This window comes from Oceanobacillus massiliensis str. N'diop (genome assembly GCF_000285495.1).
In the GTDB taxonomy this organism is placed as follows: domain Bacteria; phylum Bacillota; class Bacilli; order Bacillales; family Amphibacillaceae; genus Oceanobacillus; species Oceanobacillus massiliensis.
This window is the reverse complement of the sequence record NZ_HE610976.1, coordinates 193,396-210,546: the sequence shown is the minus strand read 5'-3', so window position 1 is coordinate 210,546 and position 17,151 is coordinate 193,396. Positions and strand designations below refer to the sequence as shown.

13 protein-coding genes are annotated in these 17,151 nt (G+C 42.0%); all 13 read left to right on the top strand.

Annotated elements, in window-relative coordinates:
* Positions 1-14: 14 nt before the first annotated feature.
* The 13 genes from ftsE to OMHG_RS01225 all read left to right on the top strand — a co-directional run bounded on the left by ftsE (position 15) and on the right by OMHG_RS01225 (position 17,144).
* Positions 15-701 (top strand): cell division ATP-binding protein FtsE, encoded by a 687-nt coding sequence (gene ftsE, locus OMHG_RS01285; protein ID WP_010647598.1) that lies wholly within the window; start codon positions 15-17, stop codon positions 699-701.
* Positions 691-1,584: a permease-like cell division protein FtsX gene (ftsX, locus tag OMHG_RS01280; RefSeq protein ID WP_010647596.1), complete on the top strand. Its 894-nt coding sequence runs from the start codon at positions 691-693 to the stop codon at positions 1,582-1,584. Before ftsE ends, ftsX begins: the two co-directional genes overlap by 11 nt.
* 51 nt (positions 1,585-1,635) lie before the next feature.
* Positions 1,636-3,024, top strand: coding sequence for a murein hydrolase activator EnvC family protein (locus OMHG_RS01275; RefSeq protein WP_010647594.1), 1,389 nt, complete (start codon positions 1,636-1,638; stop codon positions 3,022-3,024).
* Between the two features lie 745 nt (positions 3,025-3,769).
* Positions 3,770-5,239 carry a S41 family peptidase gene (locus OMHG_RS01270; RefSeq protein WP_044476671.1) on the top strand — a complete coding sequence of 490 codons (1,470 nt, stop codon included), beginning with the start codon at positions 3,770-3,772 and terminating at the stop codon, positions 5,237-5,239.
* A 207-nt stretch (positions 5,240-5,446) separates the two neighbouring features.
* On the top strand, positions 5,447-6,643 hold the full coding sequence (locus OMHG_RS01265) for a PDZ domain-containing protein (RefSeq protein WP_010647591.1): 1,197 nt from the start codon (positions 5,447-5,449) through the stop codon (positions 6,641-6,643).
* A gap of 825 nt (positions 6,644-7,468) precedes the next feature.
* On the top strand, positions 7,469-9,451 hold the full coding sequence (gene uvrB / locus OMHG_RS01260) for an excinuclease ABC subunit UvrB (protein ID WP_010647590.1): 1,983 nt from the start codon (positions 7,469-7,471) through the stop codon (positions 9,449-9,451).
* 7 nt (positions 9,452-9,458) lie between these two features.
* Entirely contained in the window at positions 9,459-12,341 is a 2,883-nt protein-coding gene (gene uvrA / locus OMHG_RS01255) for an excinuclease ABC subunit UvrA (protein ID WP_010647588.1), read from the top strand.
* 139 nt (positions 12,342-12,480) lie between these two features.
* A complete protein-coding gene (gene moaA / locus OMHG_RS01250) occupies positions 12,481-13,491 on the top strand; it encodes a GTP 3',8-cyclase MoaA (RefSeq protein ID WP_010647585.1) in 1,011 nt (336 codons plus the stop codon).
* A gap of 57 nt (positions 13,492-13,548) precedes the next feature.
* Entirely contained in the window at positions 13,549-14,559 is a 1,011-nt protein-coding gene (locus OMHG_RS01245; RefSeq protein ID WP_010647583.1) for a ThiF family adenylyltransferase, read from the top strand.
* A gap of 11 nt (positions 14,560-14,570) precedes the next feature.
* On the top strand, positions 14,571-15,869 hold the full coding sequence (locus OMHG_RS01240; RefSeq protein ID WP_010647582.1) for a molybdopterin molybdotransferase MoeA: 1,299 nt from the start codon (positions 14,571-14,573) through the stop codon (positions 15,867-15,869).
* On the top strand, positions 15,862-16,329 hold the full coding sequence (locus OMHG_RS01235) for a molybdenum cofactor biosynthesis protein MoaE (RefSeq protein ID WP_010647580.1): 468 nt from the start codon (positions 15,862-15,864) through the stop codon (positions 16,327-16,329). The genes OMHG_RS01240 and OMHG_RS01235 overlap by 8 nt, the downstream gene beginning before the upstream one ends.
* A 1-nt stretch (position 16,330) precedes the next feature.
* Positions 16,331-16,600 (top strand): MoaD/ThiS family protein, encoded by a 270-nt coding sequence (locus OMHG_RS01230; RefSeq protein ID WP_010647578.1) that lies wholly within the window; start codon positions 16,331-16,333, stop codon positions 16,598-16,600.
* Positions 16,601-16,634: 34 nt separating this feature from the next.
* Entirely contained in the window at positions 16,635-17,144 is a 510-nt protein-coding gene (locus OMHG_RS01225; protein WP_010647576.1) for a MogA/MoaB family molybdenum cofactor biosynthesis protein, read from the top strand.
* The last annotated feature ends 7 nt before the right edge of the window (positions 17,145-17,151 follow it).

Here is a 17,151-nt window from a genome sequence, read left to right as displayed (position 1 = left end):
AGGTGATAAATAATATGATAGTAATGAAAGATATTTATAAGACGTACCCTAACGGGGTTACGGCACTTAACGGTGTTAACGTCGATATAAAACAAGGTGAATTCGTATATATTGTTGGTCCGAGCGGTGCCGGGAAATCAACATTCATTAAATTGATGTTCAGAGAAGTAAAACCTTCAAGTGGAACAATTGTTATTGGAGATACAGATCTCAGTAAAATAAAAGAACGTAGAGTCCCTTACCTTAGAAGAAATATTGGCGTGGTTTATCAGGACTTTAAGCTGCTGCCAAAAATGTCAGTCTATGAAAATATCGCATTTGCTTTGGAAGTTATAGAGGAATCTCCAAAAAACATCCGCAAACGTGTAATGGAAGTACTTGAACAAGTGGGCTTGAAGAATAAGGCCCGTTTTCTTCCAAATGAACTATCCGGAGGGGAACAGCAGCGTGTTTCGATTGCACGAGCCATCGTAAATTACCCCAAAATTGTAATTGCAGACGAGCCTACCGGAAACCTGGATCCCGAAACATCATGGGGAATCATGAAAACATTTGAAGAAATCAACGCAAGCGGTACAACAATTATTATGGCCACTCATAGTAAAGAAATTGTTAACGCGATTAAAAAGCGCGTTATTGCTATCGAAGACGGTTTAATTGTTAGAGATGAGCACAGAGGTGATTATGGCTATGAGATTTAGAACATTTTTGCGTCATTTAAGAGAAGGATCAAAAAATATAATCCGAAATGGCTGGATGACAATCGCTTCGATCGGGGCGGTTACAACGACATTGATTCTGGTTGGGGTTTTCCTAGCGCTTGTCCTTAACCTGAATGAGATAGCAAATAATATAGAAGATGATGTGCAAATCAATACAATGATTGATTTGACGGCTACTGAAGAACAAATCATCGCGCTCGGTGATCAAATTGAACAGGTTGAAGGAATTGACTCTGTATCATTTTCATCCAATGATGATGAGTTACAGAAGCTGATTGAGAGCATGGGAGAGGAAGGCGAGTCCTGGCAGTTATTTGAACAGGATAATCCATTAAACCATGTTTACGTAGTAACGGCGGCTGAACCGGAGGATACAGAACGAATTGCAGATGAGATTGAACAATTTGATTCTGTCGATAAAGTAGAATTTGGTCAGGATGTCGTAGAACAGCTATTTGAGTTCAATAACTATGCTAGAGTCGTTGGACTTGTTTTAATCATTGCACTTGTATTCACAGCAATTTTCCTGATCTCCAATACAATAAAAATTACAATTATGGCACGAAGCAGTGAAATCAATATTCAGAAATTGGTAGGAGCAACAAACGGATTTATTAGATGGCCTTTCTTCATTGAAGGACTTCTGCTTGGAGTTCTTGGCTCCATTATTCCGATTGCCGTCATTCTTGGTGGCTACTACTATCTCTATACAAACTTCAGTGATCAGATATCATTCAGCTTTGTGGAAATACTGCCATTCAGTCCATTTGCATGGCAACTATCCCTGATGATATTAGTGATTGGTGCGCTTATTGGTATTTGGGGAAGCGTTATGAGTGTCCGTAAATTCTTAAAGGTTTAACAGCAGATAAAAAGACATTTTTAATTTTTAGAGGAAAAGGGGAAAATACGAGTGAAAAAGATAGCTTCAGTTACGTTAACCGCTGCATTACTTTTAACAGTATTACCTGCACAGATAAGCCATGTTTCAGCAGAAACCGTTAGTGAACTTGAAAAGAAGATAAATGATCTGGAAAAAGAAGAATCACAATTAAATAGTGAAAAGAGTAAGTTGGAAGGTTCCAAACAGGAGACCGAAAGCAAACTGGGAGAAAACGAGAAAAAGCAGGGTTCAGTGGAACAGGAAATCAATTCAATTGATGAAAAGCTTTCCGATACACAAAGTAAGATAAGCACGAAAGAAAACGAGATTTCCGATACAAACAGTCAAATAGAGAAACTAGGCAATAAAATCAATGAATTGACTGATAGAATCAAAGAATTAAAAGAAGAGATTACGGTATTGGAAGACAGAATCGCTAAACGCGATGCATTGCTGAAAGACCGTCTGCGTGCCATACAGCAAAATGGCGGGGAAATGAAATACCTGGCTGTTATCTTCGGTTCAAACAGTTTTGGAGATTTCATCACTAGGACGACAGCAGTGAACACGATAATGGATTCCGACAAAACAATCATGGAAGAACAGGCAGCAGATAAGAAAGTGCTTCAGGCAAGCAAAGAAGAAGTGGAAACAAGCAAAGTAGAAGTGGAAAAACAAAAAGTTGCGGTAGAAGATAAAAAGAAATCCCTTGAAAATCAAAAGCAAGATCTTGTTGCCTTAAAAGGCCAGTTGGATAATCAGATGGCTCAAAGAGAAACATTGCTCGCTCAATTGGAAGAAGAGCATGGTGACTTGGAAGAACATAAAATGGGTGTTGAAGAAGAACAAAAGGTACTTAGTGATCAGGCAGCTGCTGTGAAAGTTGCAATGCAGCAATATGAATCACAAAAAGGTGAATTGGAACAACTGGCAAAAGAAGAAGCAGCTCGTAAAAAAGCAGCTAAATCATCTTCTGCTCCAAGTTCCAATACTGGCTCAGGGACTGCATCTGCAACTCCTTCTACAGGAAACAGCAAAGGAATTTTCGACTGGCCAACGCAAGGAAGAATTTCTTCTTATTATGGAATCAGAAGTCTTGGAAACCATAAAGGTATAGATATTGCAAACTCTACTGGTACTGAGATTAATGCTGCTTCATCCGGAACTGTTACAAGATCAGCTTATTCAAGCAGTTATGGAAATGTAATCTATATTTATCATCCGCAATATAACAAAACTACGGTTTATGCACATCTTTCGGCACGTTCGGTCAACCTAAATGATTCTGTAAGTTCTGGTCAACATATTGGAGCGATGGGTAACACAGGACATTCATTTGGAAGTCATTTACATTTTGAAGTACACGAAGGACAATGGAACCAAGGTGCGGGAATTGACCCAATGCCTTTCCTGAAATAGTATTGATAGGAAATTCGAGTAACAATAAGGCATTAATGACTATGTTTTATACCCCAAAAGTTAGAGTAACAAATCTTACTTTTGGGGTATTTATTGTATTCATTTATATCTAAATAAAGTGGAAGGTTTAAATTGGCGACAGTAAGAGAAAGTTAAGAAGGAAAACTTGGTTATAAATTTCAGTTCAAAAACATGGAGTGAAACCGTATGTTAAGATTAATATTGGATAAAATTCATGATAAATTTGGTGCTGAAGGATTAAGAGGAATAAAGGAAAGTGACTCTGTTAATTTTATGCAGGATACATGAAGATTTATGGAGCAGGTTCTTCAGTAATAACTCACAAAAGGAAACTGCAAGAAAATTCATCAATGCAAAATTTCTTTGGTCTATTTAAACATAGATATTTTAGGAGAAGAAAATGTATCTTAGAGGAATTAAAAAGAAAAAATTGAAGATTATATTAATCGTTAAAAGAACAAGCGTATAAAGCAAAAATTGGCAGGCATGAACCTGGTCAATACTCTATTCATACCAACCAATTAACTGCTTAATATAAAACTCCAAAATTTGGGGACTTCATCACAGTTTCATAGGCTGGTTAAAAAGTTAGTCAATAAAAGAATAAAATGGTATGCTTTATTTAGCTTTTTGGATGCCGATAATAATGGTATTTCCCATTCGTAAAACGATTGGGCGAGCCATATACTATTACATAGTGTCAATAGAAAACAGAGGTGGAAAAATGAATTTAAAGAAGTCACAGATTGTTTTAATTCTGGTTGCAGCACTAGTACTCGGTTTTGCGGGAGCATATGCCGGTGTTCAGCTGGCACAACCGGATGAACCTAACACGAAGTCATTGGCGGATGCTGGAGACGAGAACACGAAAGGCTCGTCGAACACCGAAACATCGGACCTACCTGCAAACTTAGATAAAATCACACAAGCATATGACTTAATTAAACAGAATTACCTGGAAGATGTAGAAGATAAACAGTTAGTCGAAGGTGCGATTGAAGGGATGCTTGCAACACTTGAGGATCCGCATACTTCTTATATGGATGTGGAAACTGTCGATCAGTTCAACAATCAGATTGAGTCATCTTTTGAGGGAATTGGCGCTGAGGTAAGCATGACAAATGGGATGGTTACCATTGTGGCTCCAATAAAGGATTCACCTGCCGAAAAGGTAGGATTGCGTCCCAATGATCAAGTAGTAACAGTGGATGGTGAAAGCCTTGAGGGATTGAACCTAAATGAAGCAGTTGCAAAAATTCGGGGTGAAAAGGGTTCTGAAGTAGTCCTGGAAATTCAGCGTGCAGGTGTAACAGAACCGTTCAAGGTTACCATTACTCGAGATGAAATACCTGTTGAAACAGTATACAGCAGCACAGAAACAATCGATGGAAAGCAGACAGGTATTCTGGAAGTCACCAATTTCTCCGAGAATACTGCCAAGGAATTTGAAGAGCAATTAAATGCCCTGGAAAAAGAAGGAATTGAAGGGCTTGTTATTGATGTTCGAGGGAATCCCGGTGGACTGCTGAATGTAGTCGAGGAAATGCTGGCATTATTTGTACCAGAAGATATGCCGTATATCCAAATTGAAGACGGAAATGGCGAGAAGGAAGAATACCATTCGCAGCTGGGTGAAAAGAAAGGATATCCAATCAGTGTGCTAATCAATGAAGGCAGTGCTTCTGCTTCAGAAATTCTTGCAGTTGCGATGAAGGAGCTTGGCTATGATGTGGTTGGGGAGACGAGCTATGGAAAGGGAACCGTACAACAGGCGGTGCCGCTTGGCGATGGAAGCTCTATTAAACTGACAACATATAAATGGTTATCGCCAAAAGGTGAATGGATTAATGAAAAGGGTGTTGAGCCAACGGTGGAGGCTAAACAACCCGATTACTATTACACCTATCCGATTGAAGCTGAAGAACCTTTTGTCTATGACCATACAGATGAAGGGATTGCCAACATGCAGATTATGCTCTCGGGCTTAGGTTATGATACTGGCCGTACGGATGGCTATTTCAGTAAAGAAACGGAGAAGGCTGTAGAAGATTTTCAGGCTGACAATGAATTGGATGCTACCGGAGAAGTTGATCAGGAAACCGCTGGATTGATCGAGACTCAAGTAATCGAAAAAATCCGGGATAATGAAGATGATCAACAGATGGGAACTGCCCTTGATGAGTTGTATCAATAATGGCAATAGACTTGAAGAATAGAGGAAGTGATGTGAATCCACGGTGAGAAGCTGTGGATTTTCATTTAGTTTGTTTTAGGCTAGTAGGGAGGCATCAATATTTCTGCTTGCATTTGGGGTTTTCTATACACTTTGGCAGGAAAATAGCAGTGAGCTCTCGAATATAGTAAATAGACAGTTATTAGACATAGAAGCGGGTGACATATTTTGGCAGAGGAATGGCTAATTGAATTTTCAAAAGGTATCGGTAGGTTATTTTTAAATCCATTACTGTACTGGAGCGTATTATTAATACTATTTGCCGGGTACCGCCGGATAAAGCGGGAACGGCTTGATTTTGGGATAAAGGTATTTGATATATTCTCAGAATGGAAAAACACATGGCTGGTATCATTGATAGCCGGTTTGCTGATTTCCATCATAACGATTATATCTGGAATTGTTCTTTCACCAGAAACGATTATTCTATTGGCAGCCGTAACAATCGTATTGAGTATAACATTAAGATTTTCGCTGCTTTCACCAAGCTATACTATCGGTTTAACATTTTTATTGTTATTGTTCTTGCCATACGTAATGGACAATCAATCAATCTTCAATGAAAATTTATTTACGGAGTCCAACTATACTGCACTGGCACTATTGCTTGGGATATTCATCATCTTTGAATCCGTTTTGATTGCAAGGGTGAACAGGAATGAGACTTTTCCTGCTATTGCCTTAAGTGACCGGGGAGTATGGGTTGGTCAGCATCGTATTAAGAAACTGAGTCTTGTACCATTTTTTGTTCTGATGCCCGATGGTCTAATCACATCTTTTGCCCCCTGGTGGCCATATTTTCCAATTGGAGAAACCAGTTATTGCCTGGCGCTAGTTCCGTTTCTATTTGGTTTTGATTATTTGGCAAAAGGACATTTCACTCTACAAGCAACTAAAAAAATCGCAAAGTTTAATGTACTGTTGGGAATTGGTATCGTTCTGATCGCTGCAGGCAGTATTTTTATTCCATACCTATCTATTGCAGCAATCGTATTGGCAATACTCGGAAAGGAATATTTAAATTACAAGTACCGCGTTGGGGACAGATTGAGAAGGCCTTTCTTCCGCCCGCAGGAAATCGGATTAAAGATTGTAGGCGTCATCCCGGGAACACCAGCAGCAAGACTGGATGTGTTCGTTGGGGAAACCATTGCAAAGGTCAATGGAAGAAAAGTTTCCAGTGAGTCACAATTTTATGAAGCATTACAGGGAAGCGGTGCCTTTTTCAAACTGGAAGTACTTGATGATTACAACGAAGTGCGTTTTGTACAGGGAGCCTTTTATGAAGGGGATCATTATGAGCTTGGTTTCCTCTTCCCATCCGCACCATATCGCCAAAAAAAAGCACGTAAGTTTGGAACCTAAAGGTGATATAGAGGGCTGGGACATACCAAACCTTAAACGTGTTAAAAGATTCCAGCTATCGAAAATGATAGCTGGAATCTTTTTTGTCAGAGTTAAGAGACGGATTTTGCACAATTGGCGGTATAAATATTGTGAAGAATAAGAGGGGAAGCAGGAGGAACACCATTAACACGCTAGACCCGCGGAATTCCTCCCAAACCCGCGGAATAACTGCCAAACCCGCGGAATAAGTGCTAGAACCGCGGAATAATCGGTGAAATCGTGGAATAATTGGTAGACCCGCGGAATAATGGCAGAAATCGCGGAATAATTGGTAACCCGCGGAATAATGGCAGGAACCGCGGAATAATGGCAGGAACCGCGGAATAACCGCAGAAACCGCGGAATAATCGGTAGACCCGCGGAATAATCGGTAGAATCGCGGAATAACTGCAGAAAACGCGGAATAATTGGTAGACCCGCGGAATAATGGCTGAAAACGCGGAATAATCGCCAGACCCGCGGAATAACCGCCAGACTCGCGGAATAACCGCAGAAATCGCGGAATAAATGCCAAACCCGCGGAATTCCCCCCAAACCCACAGAATAACTGCCGGAAGACGACAAGACTTAGTTCATCAAGAACGCCTTATTCCCATTGAACGCATCGGTATGGAGCTCTCTATTTTTCGTCTGATTTTAGGCAAGCGGAAGACGAAATGATTTCCGGCCGTGGTATATGGGTATTATAATAGAAGATCATGAAGCAAAAAAATCGAATACTTGTTCGTTTTTATGTTAATATATATAATTAGAGGTATTAAGAAAGGAACGGAGGATGTATCTGTGAAGGACAAATTTGAATTGGTTTCAAAATATCAGCCTGCAGGGGATCAGCCTAATGCGATAAAAGAGATTACAGAGAAAGTGCTTGAAGGTCAGCGTCATCAGACATTGCTTGGCGCCACCGGGACTGGAAAGACTTTTACGATGTCAAATGTCATAACGGAAATCAACAGGCCAACGCTGGTAATCGCCCATAATAAAACATTGGCGGGTCAATTATATAGTGAATTTAAAGAGTTTTTCCCGAACAATGCGGTAGAATACTTTGTCAGCTATTATGATTACTACCAGCCGGAAGCATATGTACCATCAACAGATACATTTATCGAAAAAGATGCGAGTATCAATGATGAAATCGATAAGCTGCGTCACTCGGCAACATCAGCCTTGTTCGAACGAAATGATGTCCTGATTGTTGCCAGTGTGTCGTGTATATATGGTTTGGGTAATCCGGAAGAATATCGCAATCAGGTTCTTTCCCTCCGGATGGGTATGGAAAAGGACCGCGATAAGCTGCTGCGTGAACTTGTCGATATCCAGTATGCCCGAAATGATATAAATTTCCAGCGCGGTACTTTTCGCGTACGGGGGGATTCTGTTGAGATTATCCCTGCTTCGAAAGAGGAGCATTGTATACGTGTAGAGTTTTTCGGAGATGAGATTGACCGGATTCGTGAGGTGGATGCCTTAACGGGTGAAATTATAGGTGACAGGGAGCATGTTGCAATCTTTCCTGCTTCCCACTTCGTTACAGGTGAAGAAAAGATGAAAGTAGCGATTAAAAATATCGAAAAAGAACTGGAAGGGCGATTGAAAGAGCTACGTGAGGGCAACAAGCTTTTGGAAGCACAGCGACTGGAGCAGCGGACCAATTACGATTTGGAAATGATGCGTGAAATGGGTTTCTGTTCGGGTATTGAGAATTATTCGCGCCACTTAACGTTAAGGGAAGCTGGGGCGACTCCATATACGTTAATCGATTTCTTTCCGGAAGATTTCCTTGTCGTAATTGACGAGTCACATGTTACCCTTCCACAAATCAGAGGGATGTATAATGGGGACCAGGCGAGAAAGCAGGTCTTGGTCGATCATGGATTCAGGCTTCCGTCAGCAATGGATAACCGGCCGTTGAAGTTTGCGGAATTCGAACAAAAGACTAAGCAGCTCGTATATGTGTCTGCTACTCCTGGCCCATACGAGCTTGAGCATAATCCGGAAATGACTGAACAAATCATTCGGCCAACAGGATTACTGGATCCTGAGATTGAGATACGCCCGATTGATGGTCAGATTGATAATTTAATAGAAGAAATCAATATCCGTTCAGATAAAAATGAACGTGTTCTGGTTACAACGCTTACGAAAAAAATGTCAGAGGATTTAACGGATTACCTGAAAGAAATTGGAATCAAAGTTGCCTACCTGCATTCAGAGATTAAAACTTTGGAACGTATTGAAGTCATCCGCGATTTGCGTGTTGGTAAATATGATGTTCTAATTGGGATTAATTTGCTGCGTGAAGGTCTGGATATTCCAGAGGTATCCCTTGTTGCAATCCTTGATGCCGATAAAGAGGGATTCTTGAGGTCTGAACGTTCTCTCATCCAGACAATGGGAAGGGCAGCACGTAATCAAAATGGCAAAGTCATCATGTATGCAGACAAAATTACTAACTCCATGCAGCTGGCAATCGATGAGACATCAAGAAGACGGACCATTCAAATGGAATTTAATGAAAAGCATGGCATCACACCGAAAACAATTCGAAAAGATGTACGTGATGTAATTAAAGCGACCGTTGCAGCAGAGGATAAGGAATCTGACGGAGGTAAAGCAAGAAGCCTCTCGAAATTGACGAAAAAGGACAAAGAGAAAGTACTTCAAAAGATGGAAAAAGAAATGAAGGAAGCTGCAAAATCGCTTGACTTTGAAAAGGCAGCAGAACTTCGTGATGTCATATTTGAATTAAAAGCGGAAGGATGAGCTGTTCATGCCTACTAAATCAATTGTAATAAGGGGTGCACGTGCCCATAACTTGAAAAACGTGGACATCGATATACCAAAAAATAAGCTGGTGGTTGTTACCGGATTATCCGGATCCGGGAAATCTTCACTTGCATTTGATACGATTTATGCAGAAGGACAACGTCGCTATGTTGAATCGCTGTCTTCTTATGCAAGACAATTTCTCGGCCAGATGGATAAGCCGGATGTAGATGTGATTGAAGGACTGTCACCGGCAATTTCAATCGATCAGAAAACGACAAGCAAGAATCCAAGGTCAACGGTTGGAACCGTAACTGAAATTTATGATTACCTTCGTTTGCTTTATGCACGCGTTGGCCGCCCGACTTGTCCAAAACACGGAATTGAAATCAGTTCCCAAACGGTTCAGCAAATGGTGGACCGTATCATGGAATATCCAGAACGGACTAAACTGCAAATTATGGCTCCAGTCGTAAGCGGAAGAAAAGGAGAGCATGCAAAGGTTTTCGAAAAGCTTAAACAGGAAGGCTTTGTCCGTATCCGTGTAGATAAGGAAATGCGTGAGGTCAGTGAAGAAATAAAGCTTGAAAAAAATAAAAAGCATTCGATTGAAGTTGTTGTCGATCGTGTCGTAATAAAAGAAGGTGTAGCCGGCCGTCTGAGTGATTCCATTGAAACGGCACTGCGGCTTGGGGAAGGTAAAATAATCGTTGACGTCATCGGTGAAGAAGAGCTGACCTTCAGTGAGCATCACGCCTGCCCAATTTGCGGATTTTCAATTGATGAACTGGAACCGAGACTTTTCTCTTTTAACAGCCCCTTTGGTGCCTGTCCTACGTGTGATGGGCTTGGTACGAAGCTGGAAGTGGATGTCGATCTTGTGATTCCTGATTGGGAAAGAACCTTGAAGGAAAATGCGATTGCACCTTGGGAACCAATTAGCTCCCAATATTATCCGCAGCTTCTGAAAAGTGTCTGTAAACATTTCGATATTGATATGAATATCCCTGTCAAGGACCTCCCAAAAGATAAAATGGATAAGCTCCTTTATGGCAGCGGCAAGGAAAAAATCCATTTCCATTATGTAAATGATTTCGGGAGTACGCGGAGTAATGACATTTTATTTGAGGGTGTGGTCCATAATGTAGCCCGTCGTTACAAGGAAACGTCCTCGGACTTTATTCGAGAGACATTGGAAAAATACATGGCGCAGAAAAACTGTCCAACTTGTAAGGGCTACAGATTGAAGGAAGAGGCATTGGCCGTTTTGATTAATGGTATGCATATCAGTAAGGTTACTGATTTTTCAATTGTAGAAGCAGTTGACTTCTTCAGTCATTTGCATTTGACCGATAAGGAAAAGCAGATTGCCAAAATGATTTTGAAGGAAATCGATAATCGTCTGGAATTCCTAAATAATGTTGGACTGGATTATCTCACCCTCTCAAGAGCTGCAGGTACATTATCGGGCGGAGAAGCGCAGCGAATCAGACTTGCCACACAAATTGGTTCAGCATTAACCGGGGTGCTCTATGTATTGGACGAGCCATCCATAGGTCTGCACCAGCGTGATAATGACCGTTTGATTGATACGTTGAAGAAAATGCGGGATCTCGATAATTCACTGATTGTGGTGGAACATGATGAGGACACCATGCTTGCCGCCGATTGGCTGATTGATATTGGTCCTGGTGCAGGTGAACATGGCGGGACAATCGTCGCAAGTGACACACCCGAAAAGGTGATGAAGAACCAAAATTCACTGACAGGAAGATATTTGTCGGGGAAAGATTTTGTGCCGCTCCCATCTAAACGCCGAAAAGCGGATAAGCGTAAGATTGAAGTCATTGGGGCGTCAGAAAACAATTTGAAGAATATCTCCGCTAAGATTCCAATTGGTTTGATGACGGTCGTAACGGGTGTCTCCGGTTCCGGGAAAAGCACCTTGGTAAATTCGGTTATCTATCAGTCCCTGGCAAAGGCATTGTATCGCGGTAAATATAAGCCGGGTAAGCATAAGGCGGTGAAGGGGATCGAGCATATCGAGAAAATCATCGATATTGACCAGTCCCCGATCGGAAGAACGCCAAGGTCTAATCCAGCAACATATATTGGGGTTTTTGACGATATTCGTGATGTCTATGCTCAAACAAATGAGGCAAAGATTAGAGGCTATAAAAAGGGACGTTTCAGCTTTAATGTGAAAGGCGGGCGCTGTGAAGCCTGCCGTGGCGATGGTATCATCAAAATTGAAATGCACTTCCTTCCTGATGTATATGTTCCCTGTGATGTATGTCACGGGAAACGATATAATCGGGAGACACTGGAGGTAAAATACAAAGGGAAAACGATTTCGGATATTCTTGATATGAGAGTTGAGGAAGCACTGGAATTTTTCTCTGCTATTCCAAAAATCAAACGTAAGCTGCAAACAATCTATGATGTAGGACTTGGTTATGTGAAGCTCGGACAGCCTGCCACAACATTATCTGGCGGTGAGGCGCAGCGTGTGAAGCTTGCAAGTGAGCTTCACAAACGCTCCAACGGAAAATCATTCTATATCCTGGATGAGCCGACGACAGGGCTCCATGCCGATGATATCAAGCGATTACTCGCTGTCCTGCAGCGTCTTGTAGACAATGGTGATTCCGTATTGATTATCGAACACAATCTCGATGTCATCAAAACTGCAGACCACATTATCGATCTTGGTCCAGAAGGCGGTGACCGTGGTGGACAGATAGTTGCCGTCGGAACACCAGAAAAAATTGCAGAGAATGCCGATATATCCTATACAGGTAAATATTTAAAATCCATTCTGGAACGTGATCGAAAGCGAATGGAAGAATCGGTAGCAGAAAAAGAAAAAGTCAGCAGTACGAAATAAGAATCATAGAGACAGTAGGCAAATACAGCCTACTGTTTTTTTCGACAAAATTCGGGTAGTGACAGGCACCGCTAAGTTATGAGATAATAGTGATATTTCTAATAACTTTAGTTTTATTGTTGGGGAAGGAGTGGATTGCTTGTCATACATAACGGATAAATTGGGAAGACCTCTGCGTGATCTTCGAATTTCGGTCATCGATCGCTGTAACTTCAGATGTACCTATTGTATGCCAAGGGAAATATTCGGCAGGGATTTCGCGTTCTTGCCAAAAGATCAGCTTCTGAGCTTTGAGGAAATCGAAAGGCTGGCAGTCATATTTGTCGGATTAGGGGTTAAGAAGATTAGGCTGACCGGCGGGGAGCCTCTCTTACGCCGTGATATATCCACTTTAATTGAGAAACTGACTGCCATCGATGGCTTGGAGGATATTGCATTGACGACCAATGGAATGATGCTTGGGAATATGGCAAAGAAGCTGAAGGATGCTGGACTGAAGCGGGTTAATGTCAGTCTGGATGCCTTGGACGATACCGTATTCAAAACAATCAATGACAGCAACACTGGACCCGCAAGAATCCTAAATAGCATAGACAAGGCAAAGGAAGCGGGATTGGGAGTGAAGGTCAACATGGTAGTAAAAAAAGGAATGAATGTACAAGAGATCATTCCAATGGCCGCTTACTTTAAGGAAAAAGAGATTCCCCTGCGATTTATCGAGTTTATGGATGTTGGACAGACAAATGGATGGAATTACCAAAAGGTCATTACAAAGGGTGAAATTCTCCAGCTGCTCAATCAGCATTATAGGCTGGAGCCGATCGATCCTTCCTATAGAGGTGAAGTGGCCAGGCGTTACCGTTATGCTGATGAAAATGCGGAGATTGGTTTTATTACGTCCGTGTCGGAGTCTTTTTGCGCATCCTGTACACGTGCCCGAATTGCTGCAGATGGAAAGCTCTACACGTGCCTGTTTGCTTCAGAGGGATTTGATCTCAGGCAGCTTTTGCGGTCAGACATAAGTGAAGAAGCGTTGAAATCAAGCATTGAAGCAAGATGGAATAACAGAACGGACCGTTATTCGGATGAACGAACCGAAGCGTCTGCCGCAAAAAAGAAAAAGATAGAAATGTCCTATATCGGCGGCTAAGTTCAGTCGCATGTGTACAGCTTAAAGGAAGATATACAATAGGAAGGAGATAATGTCATGCAGGAACGCTATTCCCGGCAGATGCGGTTTAAGCCAATTGGTGAAAAAGGTCAAAAGAGGCTTATGGAGCAGCATGTTCTGATTATAGGATGTGGTGCATTAGGTTCTGCGAATGCGGAAAGTCTGACACGTGCCGGCATTGGAAAGCTAACCCTTATCGACAGGGACTATGTGGATGAAAGCAATCTGCAGAGACAGCAGCTCTATTCAGAAGAAGATGCAGAGAAACAGACTCCAAAGGCAATAGCGGCTCAATCAAGATTACAGAAGATCAACTCAAATACGGTAATTGCAGCACATGTTATAGACGCAACAGCAATAACCCTCCTCCCTTTCTTAAAGGATATCGACCTGGTCATCGATTCCACTGATAATTTCGACACACGGTTTATGCTGAATGACCTTCTCCATCAACAACAAATAGCCTGGATTTTTGGCTCATGTGCTGGTAGTACTGGCATGAGTTATACGATAATGCCGAACGAAACCCCTTGCCTGCAGTGCCTGCTTGGACCATTGACATTCTCCGGCGCTACGTGTGATGCTGCCGGAATCATTTCCCCGGCAGTACAGATGGCTGCGGCTCATCAGACAACAGAAGCGATGAAAATATTGGTAGGGGATCGGAAGGCAATGCGAACCAAGCTGGTAATGTTTGATTTATGGAATAATCAATATCAAATGATTGATGTTGAACGGGCAAGGAAAAGAGACTGTCCAACATGCGGCATTGATCCAAGTTACCCATTTTTAAACAGCGATTCACGAACGAAGACGGAAATATTATGTGGCCGGAATACGGTACAGATCAGATCGGCCCGGGGAGTTTCCTTAGACGATCTATCGAAAAAATTAATCCATCTAAAACCAATGGTTACAAATGAATTTTTGTTATCGATCGAATATGAATCCTACCGAATTGTATTTTTTTCAGACGGCAGGACACTGATCCATGGAACCAATTCAATTGAAAAGGCAAAGCGTATTTATTATCAATTAGTAGGATAGAGGTGTGGAAAATGGTTGAGCAAAGATTTCCTATAAAAGTCAATGAAGCAATAGAAAAGGTGATGGAGTTCGCTCACCAAGGCCAAACTGAGCATATTTCCATCGAGCAAAGCTATGGCCGATTTCTCAGTGAATCTATCATTGCCGATCATCCCGTTCCCTATTTTGACAGGTCGCTATATGACGGTTTTGCTATCCGGTCAAAGGACACTGTATCATGCTCACGTACAAACCCCATATTGCTGGAGATTATCGGTGAGATTGGCGCCGGAAGTGTATTCAGAGAATCAGTAGACGAAAATCAGGCAATCCGGATCATGACGGGGGCGGAGATTCCTTTTGATTGTGATGCGGTGGTCATGTTTGAACATGTATATGAGCAGCAAATCGATGGGAAAAACTACATTCAACTGGATCGAAATAGTGCTGCGGGTCAAAATATTTCATTTACCGGAGAAGATATCCAAAAAGGGGAGGTTTTACTTGATAAGGGCACGTTTATCAATCCTGGGACAGTCGCACTGCTCGCAACATTTGGATATAAATATGTCCCTGTCGGTAAAAAGCCCAAAGTTGGTATTATTGCCACAGGAAGTGAGCTGCTCGAACTTGATCAGCCACTGCAGCCAGGGAAAATCAGAAACAGCAATGCCTATATGATCGTTTCACAAATTGTTAGAGCAGGCGGTGAACCGATTTATTTCGGCCAGTTCAGTGATGACATTGAAACTTGTTACAGTCAGGTCAAAGAAGCGCTCGAAGGAGTGGATATGTTAATTACTACAGGTGGAGTATCTGTTGGTGACTATGATCTGCTACCGGTAATCTATGAAAAGTTGGGTGCACATGTATTATTCAATAAAATCGCCATGCGGCCGGGCAGTGTCACAACCATAGCAGAAAAGGACGGGAAACTTTTATTTGGCTTGTCGGGAAATCCATCTGCATGCTACGTAGGTTTTGAATTGTATTCACGTCCTGTTATTCGGACATTCCAGCATGCTGCATGCCCTTTATTACGGATAGAAACTGCAGAACTTGGAACGGGTTATCCAACAGCGAATCCGTTTGACAGGTTTATAAGATCCTCCTTAATCGTGAAAGAGGGAAAACTTCTTGCCGACCCGGTTGGATTGGACAAATCGCATGCGGTCACATCACTCGCTGGTGCAGCAGGTCTGATTGTTCTCCCTGGTGGAACAGTTGGATATCATGCGGGAGAAAGGGTTTCTGTCATGATACTGGAGGATCAGCAAGGCATGCCTTTTAATAGTGAAGTCAACGAAACAAGGACTATTCCCAATGGATGAACGTTTATTTGAAATCGGAAAAGAACCGATTGAGGTAGAAAAGCTGGTACAAAAAGTAATGCGTAATGAAGCTGGGGCAATCACAACCTTTATCGGTACAGTCAGGGAATGGACAAAGGGAAGACGCACCATCTATTTGGAATATCAGGCATATGTTCCGATGGCGCTTAAAATGTTTACACAAATCGGCGAAGAAATCCAGCATAAATGGCCAGACACAAGAGTTGCCATTTCCCATCGTATCGGACGCCTGGATATATCCGACATTGCGGTGGTCATCGCAGTTTCTTCCCCCCATCGTAAGGCTGCCTATCAGGCAAATGAATATGCAATTGAACGAATAAAGCAAATGGTGCCTATTTGGAAAAAAGAACACTGGGAAAATGGTGAAATGTGGATTGGCGATCAGTTGGAAAATGTCTCGTTTCCGGACGGGGCGTCAGTGACAAAGGAGGATTAAGATGATTACAATTCTGCTTTTTGCCCAATTACAAGAACAGGCAGGCCGGGATAAACTGGAGGTCGAAATAGAAAGGTTAAAAGCAGATAATATGAAAGCAGATAAAATAGAAACAATTACGGTTGCAGATCTAAAGCATTTTCTTCAGCAGCGATATAGCCTTGTCCTCGAACATGCAATGACGGCAATCAATGAAGAATATGCCGTGAATGATGATAGTGTTCAGGCAGGTGATACGGTCGCATTCATTCCGCCGGTAAGTGGGGGATAACAGTCAAACTGAATAGGAGGGGAGATTCTTAAACATGCATACACAACCTTCCAATTATCTAAAAAGGGTAGCTTGTGCCGTTATAACGGTTAGCGATACAAGGGATAAAGATACAGATAAGAGCGGTAAACTGATCGTGGAACAGCTGCATGCTTCCAATCATCAGGTAAATTTATATAAGATAATCCCGGATGAAACAGAGTTGATCGAGCAGACAGTTGCGGAAGCAGTTCATAGCAAAGAAATTGAAGCAGTGATCCTCAATGGCGGAACGGGCATTTCCAATCGGGATGTAACGATCGAATCCATTCAGCATCTGTTCGACAAGGAACTGCCTGGATTTGGGGAGTTGTTCCGGTATCTGAGCTATCAGCAGGATATAGGCACTGCAAGTATGCTGTCGCGTGCTGCCAGCGGGGTAGTGAACAATCGGATTGTCTTCGCATTGCCAGGATCTGCTGGTGCGGTTACATTAGCAATGGAGAAACTGATCTTACCAGAACTTGTGCATATGGTAACGGAAATAAAGAAAGATTTAACTTGACCAAAGG